Here is a 21381-nt window from a genome sequence, read left to right on the forward strand (position 1 = left end):
CAAATGAAGACTTTAGTATTCCTGATACTTGCTCTATTTTCTATCGACATTTCCGGTCAAACACCGGCATTCGACGGTCATATATGGAAAGCGCCTTACGAACTTTCGACTCCTAAAAACTGGACTATTGAGCGGTTTCTTATCCCCATCAGTTTTGCGCCTCAGATACCCTATAAAGGTGTAGAGGATATTCGATTTACACCGGGTTGGGGCAAAGCCACCAGCGACGAATACTGGACTTATGCCTTTTTATGGTATCTGGATGGAGGCGTAAAAATGAGTGTAAGTACTCTTAACAATAACCTGAAAGCCTATTACACAGGCCTGGTAAAAAATAATGGCCGGAATATTCCAAGAATCATTCCTGTTGAAACTTCATTCAAGGAAACAAAAAAAGAGAAAGATGATTTGCAAACGTATGTAGGTACTATCAGAATGACCGATTATATGGCGCAAATACCTATCACGCTTAATTGTAAAGTACATCTGAAATCGTGTGTAGGAGAAAATAAAACTTTTGTATTCTATGAATTATCTCCGCAACCCGTGACCCATAAAGTCTGGCAAAGTCTGGATAAATTGTGGGTAGATTTTAGGTGTAAAAATTGATAATTGATTTCCCATATTTTAGCTAAGTTTTGATAATCCGATTCTATTTTCATTATTTTTGCCTTAGCATGCTAAAACATTTAAGCTGTGTACTTAGATTATGTCATTTTTAGATTTCTTATTTAAAAACAAGGCAGAAGAAAGTCCAGAAAAACTGAAGATTTCTGAAGAATATCTATTGAATGAGGCGCTTAGAATAATACCAGGTAGTATTTCCAAAGAATTATCTAAAGAATATACTAGGCTCAATAAGGAAACGCTGGATAGATATGATTCGATTTGCAAAGCCATTTATTCTGCCAGTATTAAATTTATTCTAAGAAGAATAGACGAAATCAATCAGGAACGAAAAGGCTTAGATAAAGCTGAGTTAAAGAATGAGTTAACCGTTTTTTTGCATAAAGAAAACCCCTGGATAAATGAAGACAATATAGGTCATCTGTATAGTATGGGTTTATATTGTTCTTATAAATAGCCCTTATTTGAATCATGAACACAACCCCTATAAGACTAATAGCCCCAATATTCTTTACCCTGTTTGTTTGCACAGCGTATATGGGTATCTGTCAGCAACAAAAATCAAAACCCCAAAACACTACATCCCAATCCATCACAATCAAGCACACTTCTGACACTACTTTCACACTAAAAATAGAAAATGAAAAGCGGGTAGTAGATGAGGCACTGAAAGCCCGATTAACCCGCGAAATAAAAGCAGCCATTACCCGAAACAAGCTAAAGAAACCTTATACAATTGCCATGGGTTTTACCAAAGGAGCAAGAGATGTAGAGACATTCCTGTTTGGAGAACAGATTTTTTATACCCTGGCCGAAAGCGGTTTTACTATTACAGGCACCCCTCTTGATATGCCTGACGAAACACCCAATACCATCCCTCAGGTCAAAGTAATCAATCAGACTATTTATATTATTTTGTCTAAATTATAAGCCCATCTTTCGGGTATTTATGTTTTATTTCCTCTAATCAAAAAACGTTCAATAAATTTTTCGACAGGTATTTTCCTGCATCTCTCTTCTGTGTAGTTTTCACACACATTTAAGATGAAAACATTTTAACTTTTACTGTTCAGTTTATTGAGCGCAAATCTTCTTTACGCACAGAGGGGCCAGATTCTTTTATGCATCAAATAGGAGCCTTAAAGTATCCTCTCAGGAAAAGAAAAAGGAGTAATTAATATAGCAGATTAGCATTCTCTGGAAATCTCGAAAGTGTACCATCTTTCGGGGTTCTCTATGCTTTGAGTTTTACACTAACGCCTTGCCTTAAAGTATTATGTATTTCGGCTACAGTATCTACCTGATTGATTAATTCAGCTATTTCTACCGGAGAATGTTTATCTGCCTGAATGCTGACTTCATAAGTAATGTTAGAAGCAGGTTCACCCTCCTGACCAAATTCGCCCGATACATTTACTTCTACATTTTCAATCTCCATTTGTCGGCGAGCGGCTTCTCTATAAATATCATTACAAAAACAGGTGGCTAAGGCCAGAAAAAGTAATTCACCCCCATTTACAGCCGAGCCACGGCCTGATACTTTATTAGGAATGCTGATACTTTGTTTCTTACCGTTAGTAATGACGTTAACGATATTTTCTTGTACAGTGTTTTTGATACTTGCTGAAATCACCATAGAGTTTTTGAGGCTTTATATGAAAATAGATTAGAAGTAAAGCTAACATATATTTAATATTTTACAAAAGTGCGTATGAGTCTATTGCTTAAATATTCAACTATACGATAGCGATACAAACATAAATTTGCTTCAATCGACCAATCCTGCTTAAATTGGCTCATAAAAGCATTCCTTACATGAGATTTCTGAAAATTCACTTCTTGTTCTTTCTACCGATTATTGCTTTGTGTCAAAGCAATGTCACCACGCAAAGTAAACCTTTTGTTATTGGCAATATCGATGAGATTCAGTCAAGACAACTAGCCGAAAAAAGAATATTGAATATTTATCTGCCCGAAGGTTATAAGCAGGAAGATACCACGCATTATGCCGTTGTGTACTTATTGGATGGCTCGCAGGATGAGGACTTTATTCATGTAGCAGGCTTATATCAGTTCAATACGTTTCCCTGGATTGAGCGTGTGCCAAAGTCAATTGTAGTAGGCATTGCCAATGTAGACAGAAGAAGAGATTTCACTTACCCGACTACCATTCAGAAGGATAAAGAAAAATATAAAACTACTGGAAACTCTGATAAATTCATCGCCTTTCTGGAGAAAGAACTCCAACCTTACATCGAAAAGAAATATAAAGTCAATCGTTCAAAAACCATTATCGGACAATCTTTAGGCGGTTTATTGGCTACTGAAATTTTGTTAAAAAAGCCAACTTTATTCAATCAATATATCATTATCAGTCCAAGTATCTGGTGGGATAACGGTTCTTTGCTCAGCCTTGATTCACCTGTTTTACAGGAAAGCTTTAGCCAGCAAACCAAAGTTTATATTGGTGTTGGCAAAGAAGGTCTTACTCCTACTGAAATCCCGAGAGTAATGGAAGTAGACGCTAATTTACTGACTGAAAAGCTAAAAAAAACCAAAAGCAAAAACCTGAAAATCTACTTTGACTATCTGCCTGAAGAAGACCACGGGACTATCACCCATCAGGCTGTTTTTAACGCTTTGCGGTTGCTGAATCCAGTAAATAAGAATGATTAGATTTTAAACAATTATTTGCCAACCTATTTCTTTAAAAACGCCATTATATAATCAATAATCTCCTTTCGCTGGCGCTCATTGGCATCATTGTCCATATGATTATGTATGGTATCAGGGAGTTTGATAACAGTCATACCCAATTCCTTCTGCTCTTCTTGTGTGGGCAAAACTCCCTCGTCTGCAGGTTGGTCGCTTGAGCGTAAAGAATACATCCGGGGCTTTTTTGTACGGGGCAGCGCCATTCTGCGATTATCCAAAGTAATCACTTTATTAACCAGCTCAGGGTGTTTATGTGCAAATAGCGCCGACATATCCCCTCCGTTTGAATGACCCATTATAACCAGGTGTTTATAGTCTAGTGTGGGGTTTGTCTTTTTCAGTTGATTCAGCACAAACAGCATATTTTCTGCTCCCCTCTCCCAATTAGACCGACGCACAATCTGCGGCTTGCCTGTCGTGGGCAATAGACTATCGGTTGGTAGTTCATGTTGGATACTGGCTACAAAATAACCCGCTGATGCCAGATAATTAGTCAGGTATGAATAATCCAGATTAGCCCTTCCCTCATTGGCTCCATAGCCATGGCTAAAGATGATTAATGATTGATTCTTTATTTTCTTACCTGTTTCAGGTGTAAAAAAAGCGACGGGAATAATACGTTTTCTAGTTTCATCAAACCACCGAACAGAGTCCAGTTTTACCGGATATAATGATTGGGCAAAAGTTGTTTGGCTTTTAAACAAACAGGTAAACAGAAGGAATAAGCCAAGGATTTGTAAACTATGAATGGATTTCATCAGAATAATTTAAGCACGTGTTTAATATGAAAATATACTTAAGATTTAATACACCCTTCTTTGTTGAATGTCTTCTATCGTATAAAACTTGTATTCAATGCCTAATCTTCTGGCGTTTTCTTCAACTGTTTGTGTAAATCCGGCAGCCTTTCTTCGTTCGTTGACAGATTCAGGGTCTTTAATCGGCCATATTACCATCTTAAAGCCTTTCTTTTTTGTTTCAGGGTTAGTGGCTTCAAACCCATGCCCTTGCGTACCATAAATTTGTGCTTTACCCTGATACATCAACGAGCGGTCGAGCATCATGGCATATAGCGGAAATGCAAGTTCCTTCTCTTCTGCGGCTTTCTGCACAATAGGCAGATAGACATCTATTTCTTTAGAATGCTGAATCACATAAAAAACGGCTTCGTTGGTAGGAGTACCAACCATGCTCTTACCGGGATAGCCGTATTGGGCAACTATCTTTTTTACCCGTATCATATTAGAAGTATCTGCCTGAGTTTGCAAACGCCATAAATGGCTTGTCAAATCCTCTCTTTTCACCTGATAAACCTTTACCAGTGAGTCGGCCTTGGATTCTTCTTTGCTGACCACGTTTAGTAATTCTCTGTATTTCTGGTCTAAGACATATATACTGTCCAGCTCTCTTTTTAGAGAAAGGTTAAGCTGTGCAAATGACAAGGAGGCAGAAAACACTCCGGCTAATAGTAATAGAAAAAATCTCATAGTTCATAATTTTTATAAAGATAAAGATAGCTTTTCAATAATCACGAAATTAGTTTTTATCTCATAGGCAAAAAGCACCTTTTATATAAGCCTTTCATTACTTTAATCAAATTTATTAGTTTTGAGTGCCTGAAACCCATAAGTTTGACACCACTAATCAACCCCAATACATGAGACTTTTCGCCACATTACTATTCTGTTTTTTATCCGCACTCACTACTTTCAGTCAAAGCATTAATAAAGCTAAATTAGATAGTTTATTTCATACATTGTCCCAACGCGAGGTGGCTATGGGCAGCCTGACTATCAGTGTGAATGGCAAAGTGCAATACCAGAAAGCCATCGGTTATGCTGATGTTGATCAAAAGATTCCTGCCAAAATTACTACCCGATATAGAGTAGGCTCAGTATCAAAAATGTTTACCTCTGTGATGATTTTTCAGTTGGTGGAAGAAGGCAAACTAAAACTCGACCAGAAGTTAAGTCAGTATTTTCCTGAGCTGCCTAATGCAGATAAAATTACCATTAGCCATTTGCTATATCATAGAAGTGGTCTGCATAATTATAGCGAAGGCACAGACTTTAAATCATGGATGGACAAGCCCCAAACCCATGAGCAGATGCTGAGTATTATTAAAGGATTGAAACCGGATTTTGAGCCTGATGCACAAGCTTCTTATTCCAATACCAATTACTTGCTCTTAAGTTATCTCATCGAGAAAATAGGCCAGATTCCTTATGCACAAGCTTTGACTCAGAGAATCACCTCAAAAATTGGCTTGAAAGACACCTATTATGGCGGTGCAACAGATACACAAAAGCATGAAAGTATTTCTTATAAATATGGCGAAGGTACCTGGCATAAAGAGAAACAAACTGATTTTAGCATCCACAGTGGCGCAGGTTCCATTATTTCTACCCCAACCGATTTAGTAAAGTTTACAGAAGCCCTTTTCAATCAGAAGCTCATCAATAAAGCAAGCCTGAATCAAATGACAACAATGAAAGATGGGTATGGTATGGGTATATTTCCTTTTGAGTTTCATGGAAAAATGGCGTATGGACATAATGGGAGAATAGAAGAGTTTTATTCAGCCGTCCGGTATTATCCAGAACAGAAAATGGCACTGGCCTACTGCACCAATGGCATTCTGTATCCGAGGGTCGACATTTTAGAAGGTATACAGAAAATCTGTTTTAATCTACCCTATACTATTCCTTTTTCTAAATCCCTCATAGTTACCAGTCAGGATTTAGATAAATACCTGGGTAAATACAGTTCTGACAATATGCCCATAGTAGTGAATATCAAGAAAGACAATGCCAAATTATTATTAGAAACACAGGGAAAAGTTTTTGAGGTTGAGCCTATTGGAAAAAATTATTTTATGCACGCACAAGCAGGCTATTTCTTTGAGTTTATCCCCGAAAAGAGTGAATTATTGATAAAAGAAACAGATAACGTGTACTATCTGAAGAAAAAGTAAGAGTGGCTTTCTCGGATTTAAACCCTTTTTGGCTCTTTTACGTCAACAATTAAAACGACGTATTGCCAGATGAAAAAAGTTCTATCTATCCTTTTATGCAGTTTACTTGCCTGTTATGCTTTAGTTGCCCAAGAGCAACTGACACAGATTAAAAGTCTTGATGGGTCAAGTTCTTATCCAAGCTATCTGGGTACGATTAATGGTAAAGGTATTTTTATAGCATATAATCAGACTGTCGGTCGGGAAATATGGGCCACTGACGGAACACCCGCCGGCACTTATCTGCTCAAAGACCTTGTGCCGCTTATACAAGAACCATTCTATGGCCAGAACGTATCGACAACCATAAAAGATGGCTATCTTTATTTTTCGGCTGCGCTATTAATCCCTTCAATTAAGCCTGAATTATGGCGGACTGACGGCACACCCGCCGGAACAACAAAGGTTCTGGACAGTATGATTAGTGATAGCGATTTACAGCAAGCCTACGATACCCCTAATAATTTAAGCCGCGCGATTTATTTGTTAAGCTCAGCCGAGTTTTTTTTCGTTGTCATTCATTATGATAGTAAGATGCTCATCAAAAAGTATGATAATGATTTCAACCTCTTGCATACTGAGTATCGCGAACCCAGAGGCGAGGCTCCCATTCTGTTTCAGAATAAGATTATACTCGACGAGGGCATTTATGAGTCGGGAAAGGGTTTTCTAAACAAGGGAAACTTTGGTATAGGTGACACCTTCTATCAGACCTGCATTTCAACGAATGTTGTACAGACTTTTCCGGAGTGGGGACGTGTGCGAATCATTGAAAATGGGAAAGAAAGTTTTACTTCGATTAATTTACAAGAAGGGCCACCATCCAGTTTCTTTAAAGCAACGTATTTTGTCTATCAGAATCAGCTATATGCCTGTGTACTCATCGTCCATTCGTCAGATACTGACCCAACCGTTCGGCTAACCGCAGATTTTTACGCACTTGAACCCTCGCTCGGGTTTCAGCTCAGGAAGAGTGTCGAGCTGATTAATTATCAAAATAATGGCTCCTACTATTTTTACGATGCCGCTTTATGGCAAGCCGAGAATCAGGTAAATATTGTGTATAATTCAACTATCACCAAAACATTCAGACACGTTTCGATTCGGCTGGAAGATTATTTATTGCAGGAAGAAAAAATCTTAACCGATGTAAACGCTTTATATCCTGATATTGAGCATAACCGCTTTCTGGGCATAAGAGATACCCAGCTCAAAGGCAGAATATACGATGGAAAAACCAAGCAGCTTACCCCATTCAGTAAACCTTATCCGCCTCAGTTAAAAGGAGCTATTGCGCCCAATCTCTGGATGGCCCGATATGATTATATTTATGACGAAGAGCCGTATGTATTCAATAGTGAAACGGGAGCTTTGACACTTTTGAAGAATATCAATGATGTGGGTGATGGTATCACCAAAACTGATACACTTAATAATAGAGTTTTATTCTTTACGCTTGCTGAGCAGGGCTTAAATCTGTATGCCAGTGATGGCACCAAAAACGGTTTAAAACTTCTCTCAACGGTCTCGTCTCAGTTTGAATCAGATAATTTATATACCCTTATACCCAAACGCTACGGCAATGAGTTGGTCTATGAGTCACGTGGCCGTCAGTTTTCCAATACAGATTACAGCTATCTCTATGCAGTGACCAACGGTATCGACAAAACGTTTACCCTTTTTGAGAGCAATCAGGCCCTAGCTATTTCTATTGTGCATAAAACTGGGGGTTATTATTACCATGCCTTTGCAGCAACCAGCACAATTGCCCCAATAGATACCATCACCATTGTGCGATACACGAACGATGGCACACAGGATGCAGTAAAAAAGGTGGCTATTGCTGTGAAAAATCAGGCGATACATAGTTTTAATTCTTCAAGAATAGTGGCCGACAAATACCTTGTTGCGTCTAGTGTTGATGTTTTCCCATACTATGGTACTGCCTTTGTGATTGATATAACTACGGGAACACGGGTAGATTCTGCTGATTTTAAATGGATAGGTGAGCTAAACAACCGGATTTTATTTCAGAAAGTCAGAGAAGGAACCAGCGATTTATATACTCTGGATAATACGACTCAGGTAAAAATTCTTGAAGATTATCCCCGCTTTACGGGCATTACCAAACTCGCCGATTCCTATCTGTTCTTTAATGGTACTTCGATATATGTCTATAATGGCATAACTAACGAAGCCAGGCCGGTTATCAATGGCTTGCAGCTTTCATATATAGGACAATCCAGAAAGATAGAAGGCGGTACATTGATGAAAGCAGGTGCTTCGCCCGATGTCGCCGACTTTAAATTGCTGAAAGGGAATGTACTGGAAAAAACAAGCATAAAACCCACGCATAGCTTCGCTTCTGATTCATTGCTTTCTGTTTATCTTGATGGAAAAAGTTACTATTTTTTCAAGGGTATCAATGACTCTCAGGGTATTATCTATCGTTATAATGGTACTGATTTTGAAGAGGCAACCACTTTCAATATGACCAATCTCAACAGTGTGATAGCTGGCAGCAAGGGATATTTTTATGAGAATAACAATCAATTATTCTTCTGGTCGCCAACGCAAGGGCACAAACTTTTAATGGCAGGTATTTACGGTTTTTCAAAAGAATGGCAAGTCGGACGAAATACCCTGATTAAAACCCATTCTGCCTCCAGCGTTGAAACCATATTTATTGTCACAGACGGCACACCCGGAAAACTGAAATTATTTAACCTGGGTATACCCTATCAGGCCAATATTGTTTTGAAGCATGAGAACAAAGTTTATTTACAAAGTACTGCTCCTACTGGTGATACCGAATTCTGGGAGGCTGATAGTACGGCCAATGATATAAAAAAGATAGCCAGCTTTGATCAATCGGCTATGTCTTTTTCCTATTTCGCTGTTGTCAATGATATTCCGGTTTGTCTGGTCAATTTCAGAGAGCAGGGCAATCAGTTATTTTCATTAAAGCCTACCTTTTCTGCTCCTATCATTGCTATTCCGAATAGTCAGGCTTGCGAAGGTCAGGAAGTCCTGCTGACAGCCCCTAAAGATTTTGACAATTATCTATGGAAAATCAATGGTATGGAAACCATCCGAACGACTACCAATAAGCTTTCGGTCACTAAAACAGGGAGCTATCAGGTAGTGGTTGAAAAAGGCAAGAAAACCAGTTTGCCTTCTAATATAGTCGGCATCAGTTTTGTTCCGCTACCACCCAAACCAACCATTACATTAGCTGATTTGCAATTAATAGCCAATACAGAAAGCCCTGCTATCCAGTGGTATCTGAATAATACGATTATAACAGGTGCTACCCAAAAGAGTCTGACGTATAGTAGTAGTGGTGATTATACAGTAAAAGTTACGGCAAACAATTGCTCTACTATCTCTGATGCTTTTAAAATCAGTATTACTTCTCTGGAAGAAGGTAATATTTCTACTAAAATTTATCCTAACCCAAGCAGTAACCGATTGTTGATTGAACAAAACCATCAATCACAGCCTTTACAAATCACCCTGACTGATACTAGAGGCCGAACCATTCTAAAAGAACAAACCAATCAATCAACCCTTGAACTGGACATTTCCAGCATCGGCCGGGGCGTATATATTCTAAAAATTAATGCTGAGACTAAGAAAATTTTGATTGAGTAGCAGAGGGGAAAAGGCAGGGAGCAGGGGGCTTATACCCTATGCCCTTTCCCCCCTGCCCCATCCCACTACTCCGACTTTAGACTTTTCACAGGATTCAACAAAGCCGCTTTAATAGCCTGGAAACTGACGGTTAATAAAGTAATCAATAAAGCCCCTGCTCCGGCAGCTGCGAAAATCCACCAGGATAGACCAGCCCTGTATTCATACCTTAACGCCCATTGACTCATGAAATAATAGGCTATTGGCGAGGCAATAAATAAGGAGATGATTACCAGCACTACAAAGTCTTTTGATAATAAAGCCCATAGATGTGCTACTGAGGCGCCTAATACTTTTCTGACACCGATTTCTTTAGTACGTTGCTCGGCTACAAATGACGCTAAGCCGAATAAACCCAGACAACTGATTAATACAGCCAGAACAGTAAAGGATAAAGCCAGCTTGCCGATTCGCTCTATGTCTCCGAATTTTTTACCATAGAGTTCATCTACAAAGCTATATTCAAAAGGACTATCAGGATTATGTCTGCGGAAAATAGTCTCTATTTTACTCAAAGCTTCTGAGGTACCCATTTCAGGTGCCAGTTTTACACTAATGGTATTAATACCTTGAGAATTTACAACAAAGAAAGAAGGATTTACCGGCCTGAAAGGACTTTCTTTTACCATATCTTTAATTACGCCTATTACCCTATACTCTTTACCTAATGAAGTAACTAGCTCATTAAGCGGATTTTTAAAGCCCATCAATTTCAGCGCTGTTTCATTAATAATCATGGCCGACGAATCCGTTCCAAAAGCCCTCGAAAAATCCCGCCCCTGCACCACATTCCAGCCGATGGTTTTTCCGTATTCATACGATACCATATTCGACATTAATAGCGGTTTGCCTTCAGGGCTTTTACCCTTCCAGAATATATTGGTAGTACCGCCTGACTGCCCTGTAATAGAGCCCGAAGAAACACCCACTTCGTAAACTGCTCCGCTATTCATCAGATCAGTTTTTAAAACCTTGAAGTTTTTGCGGAGTTCAGGCGTATTCATATTTACCTCTATGAGTTTATTAATATTATAACCCAAAGTGCGATTTTTGGTATACTGAATTTGACGGAACACGATAACCGTACCAATAATCAAAGTAACCGAAACTGTGAATTGAAGCACCACCAATATCTTACGGGGAACTGCCGCAAAACGCCCCATGCGGAAAGTACCTTTTAATACTTTCACTGCCTGAAACGATGATAGATAAAAGGCCGGATAGCTGCCTGCAATTAAGCCCGTCAGTAAACTAAAGCCTAAACCCGACAACCAGAAGAAAGGATTTAGCCAAAGAATACCTACCTGCTTATCAGCCACCTGATTAAATAAAGGCAATACTAATTGCACAATCAGAATTGATAAGATAAAAGCAAACAAGACCACCAGAAAAGACTCACTGAAAAACTGCATAACCAGTTGCATACGAACCGAACCGACAGCCTTACGGATACCCACTTCTTTGGCTCGTCTTTCAGAACGGGCTGTACTCAGATTCATAAAATTAATGCAAGCCAATAAGAGAACAAATGCACCGATGATACCAAACAGCCATACAAACTCTATGAGCCCTCCGGTATTTACGCCATCTTTAAAATCAGAATACAAATGCCATTTGCTCATGCGGTGTACAAAAAACTCAGGTCTATAGCCCGGAGGGTCTGCCCTATTCACTCTGATATCTTTGATTTTTGCCGAGACCTTGTCAAAATCCATCCCCTGTTTCAACTGCACATAAATCTGATAAGAATTTGAATCCCATTGGTCTTTATCTTTTTTCACATTATCACTAATAGATTCATATAAGCTCCAGGGAGCTAAGAAAAGGACATTTTTGAAAAAGGTATTATGTGGAAAATTCTCGTATACACCCGCTACCTTTACACTCGCTTTATTGTCTATTTTAATGACTTTATCCAAAGGATTTCCCATGCCAAAAAGGTCTTCTGCTAAAGACTCTGAAATCAAAATAGAATTCACATCTTTCAGTCCATCTTTATTCCCCGAAACCATTTTCACTGAGAATATATCCAGAAACGAAGGCTCTACATAATTACCTCTTTTCATCAGTTTTTTTTCTCCTGACGCCAATAATATCGGGTAGTCATAGGTCGAAAGACTGACTGCTTCAAAATCAGGATACTTTCTTTTCAGCTCTTCTGCCAAAGGAATTGGCATCACATCATAAGTAGATTTCTCTGCATCGAACTTAACAAACTGATAGATATGTCCTATCCGGTCATAATTCTTGAAATACTTATCATACGAAACTTCATCATAGACCCATAAACCTATGAGCATGGTCACAGCCATACCAGCGGCCAGACCAAAAATATTAATAAAGGAATACCCTTTGTATTTGAGTAGATTCCTGAATGCGACTTTAAAATAATTGCTGATCATAATTTGTATATATAAAGGGGGTGAACTATTCGTATTCCGTTTCAAGGCAAAAGGTTTAATAAAACTCAATACGCCCAACACATATTCTTTTCGGGCTGTTTTGAGTCCAAACACCCGTAGATTCTTCTGAAATCGCTCATATAAATCTCCTTGCACCTCTTCCAATAAGTGAGGCGCACAGAACCATTCCAGAAGTTTATCTGCCCAGCGGGGGGGTGTTGGTTTCATGTTGATTTTCTTGTGTTTTTTTCGTCTTGAACTTTGATTTAACTGATTTGATGTTTTCACTGATTTTCTGTTAAATGATTTTACAGTTTATTGACTATAAACAGAGAATGTGATTTACGATTAACTATCAGCGAAATCAAAGTTCAAGACCATTATTCATGCGTAAGCAACTCCGCGAATCTGAAGCACCCCTTTAGGGGCTGGGGGCGGACGCCGCGCGCGGGGCTACTCCGTCTTCAACGTCTTCACCGGATTCATCAGCGCCGCTTTAATAGCCTGAAAGCTCACCGTTAGTATCGTAATTGCCATTGCTCCAATACCTGCTGCGGCGAAAACCCACCACGATATTTCAGTATGATAGGTGTATTTCTGTATCCATTTCTCCATGAAATAATACGCTAATGGCGAGGCAATGAATAGGGAAATAACTACCAGCAGCACAAAATCTTTGGATAATAATGCCCAGAGATTGCTTATGGAAGCACCCAATATTTTGCGGATACCGATTTCTTTGATGCGTTGCTCGGCTACGAACGAGGCCAGTCCGAATAAACCTAAGCACGAAATCAGGATGGCGAGTATGGCACATACATTGGCCAGATCACCGATGCGCTCTTCGGCGGCAAATTTGCTGGCGTATTCTTCATCCACAAATTTGTATTCAAATGGCGCACTAGGAACCAGTTTTTTGAAGACTGATTCTATTTTTAGCAAGGCATCTCCGGCACTAACGGCAGGGTTAATCTTAATATCTATTACATTAGGGCCACCATGACCTTTGATCATAAAAATAACCGGACTTGTAGGTTCATAAGGCGATTCCATGACCATATCTTTAATCACACCCAATATTTTATAATGTCTCGTCTCCTGCTCCCGAAACTGCCAGCTTACGTCTTCTCCCACCGGGTTTGTCAAGCCCATATATTTAACTGCGGCTTCGTTGATAACCATGCCTGATGAATCTGAAGCCAGCTCTCTTCTGAAATCTCGGCCTTGTGCAAACTGCCAGCCAATGGTTTTTCCGTATTCGGGGGTTACTACCAGTGTTCCAAAGCTTTTATCCTTGTCGGGGGTTTTGCCTTTCCATTCAAAACCTCCGTTGCCCGACCATATTCCGGTAGGTTTTCCCATAGATTCAGCCATTTCTGTGACTGCTCCGGTACTGATTAATTCATTTCTCAGTAAATCATGCTTCCCATAAAAATCCCCGGATTTCATGTCTATCATAATCACGCCCTCACGGGTATACCCTACCGGACGATTTTTGGCAAACTGAATCTGTTTATAGACAATGATGGTGCCGATAATGAGGGTAACTGAAACCGTAAACTGTACGACCACCAGAACCTTGCGGGGCAAAGAGGCAAAACGCCCTACGCTGAAGGTACCTTTCAGCACCTTGACCGGTTGGAACGAAGAAAGATATAAAGCGGGATAACTGCCGGATAATAGTCCGGTCAGAACGATGAAACCCAGATTAATCAGCCAGAAATACGGGTTGGTAAAAGGGATAGAGATGTCTTTGGCAGCCAATTGGTTGAACCAGTGGATGCTAAGCGCAACAAATAGTATAGCTAACAGGAAAGCAAACACAACCACTAAAAACGACTCACTGAAAAACTGCCAGATCAACTGTGCGCGCATAGAACCGATGGCCTTGCGCACGCCTACTTCTTTGGCGCGTTTTTCAGAGCGGGCAGTGCTTAGATTCATAAAATTGATGCAGGCTAATAATAAGACAAAAGCGCCTATGATACTAATCAGCCATACCATTCGCATCGGTTCAGTATCTATTTCTCCTAAACGACTATAATTACGTAAGTGCCAGTCACTCATCGGCAATAAAAATACCTTTGGATGGCGTGCCGCCTGCTCTTTAAAACTATCTCCCAGATTACTCATAACAGCCTCTTTGATATTATGCGTAGCCTGAGCAAAATTGGTTTTATCATTGATCTGAACATAGATTTTCATGAAATGATTATCCCAATCGTTCATAGCTCTTTCTCTGATCCATTTATTCTGTGCTACCCAAAGGTCAAAAGGAGAGATAAATTTGATGTCGTTAAATTTCGAGTTCAGGGGCAGGTCTTCATATACACCGGTTACTTTCACATTGGTTTCGTTATTGATTTTCACTACCTGATTGAGGGGATTGGCCTCGCCAAAAAGTGCCTGTGCAGTAGAAGCCGAAAGCAGCACCGAATTAAGTTCTTTTAAACCCGCCCAGGTGCCATGCTGCATTTTCAGCGTCAGCATTTCAGGGGCTGACGGACTCATATACAATCCTTTGCGGGCCACTTTATTTTCTCCGGCGGATAAGATATTATCAATATCCCACGAAGTAGCCATGATATGCCTGAAATTAGCCTGATGATTGGTCTGCAACTCTGCGAGTAAAGGATATTGCACCGAGCTACTGATACCTACCCCATGCTCACCCACTTCTCTGACTCTTATCTGGGCAATTTTATCATAGTTCTGATGATTTTTGTTGAAGCTTAATTCATCAAAAATCCATAGCCCGATGAGCATGGCTACGGCCATACCAGTGGCCAGCCCGAAAATGTTAATGAAAGAATAACCCTTGTATTTCAGGAGATTCCGTAAGGCGATTTTAAAGTAATTGCTTATCATAATTTTGTGATATAAAGAGAGTGATAATTCTTTTTCTCGTCTCAGAGCAAAAGGTTTAAGGAATCCCAAAACGCTTATTATATAATCCCAACGGGCTGATTTTTCGCCAAACACCCGTAGATTCTTCTGAAATCGCTCATACAAATCTCCTTGCACCTCTTCCAATAAGTGAGGCGCACAGAACCATTCCAGTAATTTATCTGCCCAGCGGGGGGGTTGGGGTTTCATATTTTTATTGAGTGATTGAGTGAATGAGTGATTATTAAAATTGCTTTAATGAAAATTTGAGATTGACAATGGCAATGCATCATAATAAATCAAAAATTAATCACACAATCACAAAATCACTCATTCACTCAATTATTCTGTTTTAAGTGTCTTCACCGGATTAATTAATGCCGCTTTCAGGCTTTGGAAGGACACTGTCAGGATAGCTAATACGGCCATCAGGAAGCCTGTGAGAACAAATACGCCCCAGCCTATCTGAATCTTGAATTCAAAATTCTGTAACCAGCTATCCATTGCCCACCAGGCGATAGGAGTCGCAACAATGATGGCTACCACTACCAGTTTCAGAAAATCTTTTGAGAGCAATACCAGAATACTGCTTACCGAAGCGCCCAGTACTTTTCGTACGCCTATTTCTTTGGTGCGTTGCTCGGCAATAAAAGTAGCCAGACCCAGTAAACCCAGACAGGCAATCAAGACCGCCATAAACGTAGCGGTTTCAATCAAACGGGCGGTACGCATTTCTGACTGATAGGCTTTTGCCAGTTCTTCATCAAGAAAACTATATTCAAATACCTGTCCCGGAAAAGTAGCTGTCCAGAGTTTTTCAATATGAGCTACTGTCTCCTGAATCTCGTCTGTACTCAGATGAACATTACTTAGTTTGATACCTGCCTGATAAAAGTTTCTCGGCACAACCTGTATAAGTGTCGGGTCAATTTTCTGATGTAGTGAGTTAACGTTGAAGTTTTTCACTACGCCTACAATCATTCCCGCATCAGCCCCTTCACCATCGCCATAGTAGAATTTTTTACCGATAGCCTCTTCCGGATTTTTAATCCCCATTCTATCCAGATATATCTGGTTGGCCAATGCTACCAGAGTAGTATCGCTGTCTTTCAGCGTTCTGCCTGCTAATAACTGAATGCCATAAGTATCCAGAAAATGAGAATCTCCCATTTTCATCTGTGCTTTAATTTGTATAGGTTTCTCACCATCTCTTATCTGCGTTCCCTGCATCCAGTTGCCTTCAGAAGAGGCACTATTAAGAGAGAAACTAACATCTTTTATTTGTGCAGAACTCACTAATTGGTTTCGGAACGCGCTTAATTTGGCAGGACTGTTATCGGGTAACCCGACGGTGATAATTGCATCCTTTTTAAAGCCTAAATCGGCTTTCTGAAAGAAACTCAGCTGCTCATCAATCAGGATAGCCGAACTGATTAACACCAGTGAAACTGTAAATTGCACCACCACTAAAGCCTGACGCAGAGAAAACACCTGCCGTACCTGTGGCATTTTGTTTTTGTTCAAAGCCCACATCGGTTGCATACCCGATAATTTCAAGGCTGGATAGACACCCGCCAATATGGTAGTAATAAGAAATAAGCCAAGCACAAACAACATATTATTCAGGCTAAATAAATCAGTCATCCGAATCGGGATATCCAGAATAGCCGCAATCGACGGCAAGGCTAATCCGGCAGTCAAAATCGCTAATAGGATAGCCGAGCCTGTAATGATTCCGGCTTCTGTCAGAAACTGATAGATTAATGACTGTCGACTACTGCCTATTACTTTACGCACCCCTACTTCTTTGGCACGCTTGAATAATTGTGCGGTACTCAGGTTAATAAAATTGAAACAAGAAATAAGCAAGACCAGCAAGCCGATTAATGATAAGGTTCTAAGCAATTTGGTATTAGCCGTGCGGCCACCCAAATTGCCTGTATAATGAATATCCTTGATTGAACCCAGCAGAAAGTTTTTATCAGGCAGGGCTTCTTTACCCATGTATTTTTCTACGATATGCTTAAAGCGGCCGCTTAGTTGTTCGGCTTTTACCCCCTCTTTCAACAATACATACACCTGATGATTGTCATTCCAGCCATTCCATTTATCGAACTCAAAATTCGGATTTGTGCCTTTTAAGGTCGAAAACGAAACCAGCATATCGAAAGGAAAGCTACTGGTGGTCGGGTAGTCTTCTATCACACCTGCAACCATCAAATCCTGCTTATTATCAAAGCGGATGATTTCGCCCAGCACCTCCGTTTTGCCGAAATATTTTTCGGCATATTTCCGGGTCAGGATAATAGTATTCGGCTGTGTTAAGGCTTTATTCGCATCGCCGGATAACCATTGATAATCCAGGGTTTTGAATAGATTATTATCGGCAAAAACAAACTTTTCCTTAAAGCGATTGTCTGAACTCCCTGTCGAAAAAGTAAAACCCCGCATTTGTAAGATAGGCACAATTCTCTCTGCCTCCGGTAAGTCGGCATAGAGCGCCCTGGTCATTCCTGTATAAGTACCGGGATAAATGTGATTCTCTTTGATATTCTCTGTTTCAACCCGATAAATGCGGTCTATCTTGCTTTGGGTAAGGTCATAACTGGTTTCATGCCTCACAATCAGGAAAATAACCAGTGCACAAGCCATTCCTAAGGTCATGCCTACGACATTAATGGTGGTAAACCTCAGATTTTTCAAAAGGTTTCTAATAGCGATTTTAAAATAGTTGCTTATCATAATTTGTAGTAAAAAAAAGGGTGATATATCTGAATCTTCTTTACGTTTTAAAGCAAAGGGCCTGATAAAACTCAGTACCCCGATTACATACTCCCGTCGGGCTATCGGCCCGCCAAACAACCGCATATTCTTCTCAAATTTCTCATACAAATCCCCCTGTACCTCTTCCAGTAAATGAGGCGCACAGAACCATTCCAGTAATTTATCTGCCCAGCGGGGAGGTTTCATATTTTTTGGGTTATTGTTTATTGAGTGATTGAGTGAGTTAGTGAATGAGTGATTAAAAAATAAGTTTATCATTTCCAAGTCTCTACTTCAACTCTAATCACTCAATCACTAACTCACTCAATCACTCATTTTTTAGCGTCTTCACCGGATTCATCAGCGCCGCTTTAATAGCCTGATAACTAATCGTTAATAAACATACAGTCAATGCCCCTACGCCTACCATCACAAAAATCCACCAGGAGATTTCGGTTCGATAGCTGTATTTCTGCAACCAGCTACTCATAAAATAATAAGCTAATGGCGTAGCTATCACACAGGAGAGAATAACCAGTACGACAAAGTCTTTTGAGAGCATTTGCCATAGGCTTGCAACACTTGCTCCCAATACTTTGCGGATACCGATTTCTTTGGTACGTTGTTCGGCTACGAACGAAGCCAGACCAAACAAACCTAAGCACGAAATGAAAATGGCGAGGATGGCAAAGAAAGTCGCCAGATTAGCCACGCGCTCTTCGTCGCCGAATTTCCGGGCATAGCTTTCATCTACAAACTGATAATCGAAAGGACTATTCGGAGCTATTTTTTTGAATACTGTTTCTATTTTAGGCAAGGCATCTGCTGCACTCACGCTCGGGTTAATTTTGACAAGCAGATAGTTTTTATAGCCTTGCAGAAAGAAGATAGTTGGCTTAATCGGCTCAAAAGGCGATAACATGACCATGTCTTTCACCACACCCACAATTTTGAAATTTTCTCCATCAATAAAACCAGTACCCCATTTGATACTCTCTCCTACCGGATTGGTTAAACCCATCAGCTTAACAGCCGCTTCATTGAGTACGAAACCTGCCGAATCAGTTGGAAAATCTCTGGAGAAATCTCTTCCGGATACAAACTGCCAGCCAATAGTTTTACCATATTCGTAGGTTACGCCCAAAGTACCAAAATCTACTTGCAGACCGGGGTCTTTGCCTTTCCATTCGAAACCTCCGTTCATGGCACCTATGTCTGTCAAGGCACTTGCTGATTCAGCCATTTCGGCTACTGCTCCTGTATTCTTTAATTCGGTTCTTAATACATCATATTTGCCTCTTAGTTCATCAGTAGTTTTCGGAATCATCAATAAGCCGTCACGCGTATAACCAACCGGACGGCTTTTGGCGAATTGAATTTGTTGATAAACTATAATTGTACCGATAATAAGCGTAACCGAAACCGTGAATTGCACCACAACCAGGGTCTTACGGGGAACAGCCGCCAAACGACCTAAACGAAACGTACCTTTCAGGGCTTTGATAGGTTTGAAAGACGATAGGTATAAGGCCGGATAAATACCCGCCAATACCGCAGTAACAGAGATAAAAGCAACATTCACTGCCCAGAAAAATGGCTCTCCCCAGAGAATTGAAATGCTTTTGCCTGCCACTGTATTAAACCATGGCAGAATGGCTTGTACCAATAAAACCGATAATACAAAAGCCAGCGCCACCATTAAAAAAGACTCACAAAAAAACTGACCGATTAACTGTCCACGAAGCGAGCCAACAGCCTTGCGGATACCAACTTCTTTCGCTCGTTTTTCAGAGCGGGCAGTACTTAAATTAATGAAATTGATGCAGGCGAGTAGTAAAATAAAAATCCCGATGGTACTATAGAACCATACCAGTTTCAGCGGTTCGCTGGTGGTATTCACGCCATTTTCCCAGGCTGAATACAAGTGCCAGCCGCTCATGGGTTGAATAAACAGTTCCGGCTTACGAGCGGCATATTCGGCATCAACATGCCTGAGTTTAAGGTCTTTGATTCTGGCAGATGCCTGAGAGAAGTCTGTTTTAGGAGAAATCTGTGCATAGATGTGCAGGAAATTATTCCCCCAATCATCCTGATGGTCTCTGATATAATCGTAAGACGCTACCAATAATTTGAATGGCGCAATAAAAGCTATATCTTTAAATTCAGAGTTATGCGCAAAGTCGGCATAGACACCTGTTACTTTTACATTCAGCTCATTGTCTATCTTTATAACCTTATTCAATGGTTCATCATCGCCAAAAAGTGTTTTAGCTAGTGTTTCTGAAAGTAGAATAGTATTCAATTCAGATAAACCTGCCCGCGTACCTTTCAGCATTTTCAGGCTTAACATTTCAGGCGCATCGGCCTCCATGTAGCTACCCTTTTGTCTGCTATTCTCTCCGTTTGATGAAATGATATACTTCTTTGTCTGGGTTGCCATGACCACATATTTGAAATCATCGGGAAAGAGGGAACGTATCTCATTGCCTAGTGGTATAGGATTGTTTTCACGGGTACTTCTTTCTCCACGAAAAGTCTGGTGTTGCATCACCCGGCCAATTCTGGCATAATTCTCATGGCTCTGATTAAAAGTGAATTCATCATAAATCCAAAGGCCAATAAGCATAGCCACTGCCATACCCGTAGCCAAACCGAACAAATTAATAAAGGAATAGCCCTTGTATTTGAGCAGGTTTCTGAAGGCGATTTTAAAATAATTGCTTATCATAATTTTTAGGTATAAAGACGATTGATATGCCCGAACATTACGTTTCAATGCAAAAGGCCGGATAAAACTCAAAACTCCGATTATATATTCTCGCCTGGCCGTTTGCTCTCCAAATACGCGCACATTTTTCTCAAACTTTTCATGCAAATCCCCCTGCACCTCTTCCAATAAGTGAGGCGCACAAAACCATGTTAATAATTGGTCTGCCCAGTGAGGTGGTTTTGGCGGCATATTGTTTTTTGTCTTGAACTGTGATTTAACTGATTGAATGATTACACTGGTTTTATTTAGCAATATGGTTTAGAAATTTATACTCGAAACTTTTCATCAGCGAAATCTTCAAATCAGCTAAATCAAAGTTCAAGATAATACTCGTGCGAAAGCAACTCCCCTTTAGGGGCTGGGGGCTGCTTTACTCACTTTTCAAAGTCTTCACCGGATTCATAAGCGCTGCTTTAATTGCCTGATAGCTGATAGTTAACAGACATATTACTAATGCCCCTACGCCTACCATCACAAAAATCCACCAGGAGATTTCGGTTCGATAGCTGTAT

Annotated in this window: 14 protein-coding genes; 6 read left to right on the forward strand and 8 right to left on the reverse strand. The window is 40.1% G+C overall.

Features of this window, described 5'->3' with window-relative positions; all coding sequences use genetic code 11:
- The first annotated feature begins 3 nt into the window (after positions 1–3).
- The 3 genes from ACYVFA_RS27490 (at position 4) to ACYVFA_RS27500 (ending at position 1557) form a co-directional block, all read left to right on the forward strand.
- A complete protein-coding gene (locus ACYVFA_RS27490; RefSeq protein ID WP_460475073.1) occupies positions 4–609 on the forward strand; it encodes a hypothetical protein in 606 nt (201 codons plus the stop codon).
- Positions 610–709: 100 nt separating this feature from the next.
- Positions 710–1084 (forward strand): hypothetical protein, encoded by a 375-nt coding sequence (locus tag ACYVFA_RS27495; RefSeq protein WP_460475074.1) that lies wholly within the window; start codon positions 710–712, stop codon positions 1082–1084.
- A gap of 14 nt (positions 1085–1098) precedes the next feature.
- Positions 1099–1557: a hypothetical protein gene (locus tag ACYVFA_RS27500; protein WP_460475075.1), complete on the forward strand. Its 459-nt coding sequence runs from the start codon at positions 1099–1101 to the stop codon at positions 1555–1557.
- Positions 1558–1861: 304 nt separating this feature from the next.
- On the opposite strand, the gene ACYVFA_RS27505 is transcribed toward ACYVFA_RS27500, so the two are convergent.
- Positions 1862–2263: an OsmC family protein gene (locus ACYVFA_RS27505; protein WP_460475076.1), complete on the reverse strand. Its 402-nt coding sequence runs from the start codon at positions 2261–2263 to the stop codon at positions 1862–1864.
- 179 nt (positions 2264–2442) lie between these two features.
- Between ACYVFA_RS27505 and ACYVFA_RS27510 the strand changes: the two genes are divergently transcribed.
- Positions 2443–3303 (forward strand): alpha/beta hydrolase, encoded by an 861-nt coding sequence (locus tag ACYVFA_RS27510; protein WP_460475077.1) that lies wholly within the window; start codon positions 2443–2445, stop codon positions 3301–3303.
- Between the two features lie 23 nt (positions 3304–3326).
- Here the strand turns inward: ACYVFA_RS27510 and ACYVFA_RS27515 are convergent, their stop codons facing one another.
- On the reverse strand, positions 3327–4100 hold the full coding sequence (locus ACYVFA_RS27515; RefSeq protein WP_460475078.1) for an alpha/beta fold hydrolase: 774 nt from the start codon (positions 4098–4100) through the stop codon (positions 3327–3329).
- A 45-nt stretch (positions 4101–4145) separates the two neighbouring features.
- Positions 4146–4829, reverse strand: coding sequence for a DUF6624 domain-containing protein (locus ACYVFA_RS27520; protein WP_460475079.1), 684 nt, complete (start codon positions 4827–4829; stop codon positions 4146–4148).
- Between the two features lie 170 nt (positions 4830–4999).
- Here ACYVFA_RS27520 and ACYVFA_RS27525 point away from each other — a divergent pair, with 170 nt between their 5' ends.
- Both ACYVFA_RS27525 and ACYVFA_RS27530 read left to right on the forward strand, forming a co-directional pair.
- Entirely contained in the window at positions 5000–6316 is a 1317-nt protein-coding gene (locus tag ACYVFA_RS27525) for a serine hydrolase domain-containing protein (RefSeq protein WP_460475080.1), read from the forward strand.
- A 69-nt stretch (positions 6317–6385) separates the two neighbouring features.
- Positions 6386–10009, forward strand: coding sequence for a T9SS type A sorting domain-containing protein (locus ACYVFA_RS27530; protein ID WP_460475081.1), 3624 nt, complete (start codon positions 6386–6388; stop codon positions 10007–10009).
- A 65-nt stretch (positions 10010–10074) separates the two neighbouring features.
- Here the strand turns inward: ACYVFA_RS27530 and ACYVFA_RS27535 are convergent, their stop codons facing one another.
- From ACYVFA_RS27535 to ACYVFA_RS27555, 5 genes are all read right to left on the reverse strand, one after another.
- Positions 10075–12678 carry an ABC transporter permease gene (locus tag ACYVFA_RS27535; protein WP_460475082.1) on the reverse strand — a complete coding sequence of 868 codons (2604 nt, stop codon included), beginning with the start codon at positions 12676–12678 and terminating at the stop codon, positions 10075–10077.
- 225 nt (positions 12679–12903) lie between these two features.
- Positions 12904–15546, reverse strand: coding sequence for an FtsX-like permease family protein (locus tag ACYVFA_RS27540; protein ID WP_460475083.1), 2643 nt, complete (start codon positions 15544–15546; stop codon positions 12904–12906).
- 132 nt (positions 15547–15678) lie between these two features.
- Positions 15679–18306 carry a permease prefix domain 2-containing transporter gene (locus tag ACYVFA_RS27545; RefSeq protein ID WP_460475084.1) on the reverse strand — a complete coding sequence of 876 codons (2628 nt, stop codon included), beginning with the start codon at positions 18304–18306 and terminating at the stop codon, positions 15679–15681.
- Positions 18307–18427: 121 nt separating this feature from the next.
- Positions 18428–21058: an ABC transporter permease gene (locus ACYVFA_RS27550; RefSeq protein WP_460475085.1), complete on the reverse strand. Its 2631-nt coding sequence runs from the start codon at positions 21056–21058 to the stop codon at positions 18428–18430.
- 181 nt (positions 21059–21239) lie between these two features.
- On the reverse strand, positions 21240–21381 hold a 142-nt coding region (locus tag ACYVFA_RS27555), incomplete at its 5' end, for an ABC transporter permease (protein ID WP_460475225.1).

It is taken from the genome of Emticicia fontis, from assembly GCF_054779675.1.

Excerpts from the sequence above, each read along its gene's own strand:
- ACYVFA_RS27525 (WP_460475080.1), top strand. The coding sequence starts at position 5,000 with ATGAGACTTTTCGCCACATTACTATTCTGTTTTTTATCCGCACTCACT.
- ACYVFA_RS27505 (WP_460475076.1), bottom strand. The coding sequence starts at position 2,263 with ATGGTGATTTCAGCAAGTATCAAAAACACTGTACAAGAAAATATCGTT.
- ACYVFA_RS27520 (WP_460475079.1), bottom strand. The coding sequence starts at position 4,829 with ATGAGATTTTTTCTATTACTATTAGCCGGAGTGTTTTCTGCCTCCTTG.
- ACYVFA_RS27545 (WP_460475084.1), bottom strand. The coding sequence starts at position 18,306 with ATGAAACCTCCCCGCTGGGCAGATAAATTACTGGAATGGTTCTGTGCG.
- ACYVFA_RS27490 (WP_460475073.1), top strand. The coding sequence starts at position 4 with ATGAAGACTTTAGTATTCCTGATACTTGCTCTATTTTCTATCGACATT.
- ACYVFA_RS27500 (WP_460475075.1), top strand. The coding sequence starts at position 1,099 with ATGAACACAACCCCTATAAGACTAATAGCCCCAATATTCTTTACCCTG.
- ACYVFA_RS27535 (WP_460475082.1), bottom strand. The coding sequence starts at position 12,678 with ATGAAACCAACACCCCCCCGCTGGGCAGATAAACTTCTGGAATGGTTC.
- ACYVFA_RS27550 (WP_460475085.1), bottom strand. The coding sequence starts at position 21,058 with ATGCCGCCAAAACCACCTCACTGGGCAGACCAATTATTAACATGGTTT.
- ACYVFA_RS27540 (WP_460475083.1), bottom strand. The coding sequence starts at position 15,546 with ATGAAACCCCAACCCCCCCGCTGGGCAGATAAATTACTGGAATGGTTC.
- ACYVFA_RS27515 (WP_460475078.1), bottom strand. The coding sequence starts at position 4,100 with ATGAAATCCATTCATAGTTTACAAATCCTTGGCTTATTCCTTCTGTTT.
- ACYVFA_RS27495 (WP_460475074.1), top strand. The coding sequence starts at position 710 with ATGTCATTTTTAGATTTCTTATTTAAAAACAAGGCAGAAGAAAGTCCA.
- ACYVFA_RS27530 (WP_460475081.1), top strand. The coding sequence starts at position 6,386 with ATGAAAAAAGTTCTATCTATCCTTTTATGCAGTTTACTTGCCTGTTAT.
- ACYVFA_RS27510 (WP_460475077.1), top strand. The coding sequence starts at position 2,443 with ATGAGATTTCTGAAAATTCACTTCTTGTTCTTTCTACCGATTATTGCT.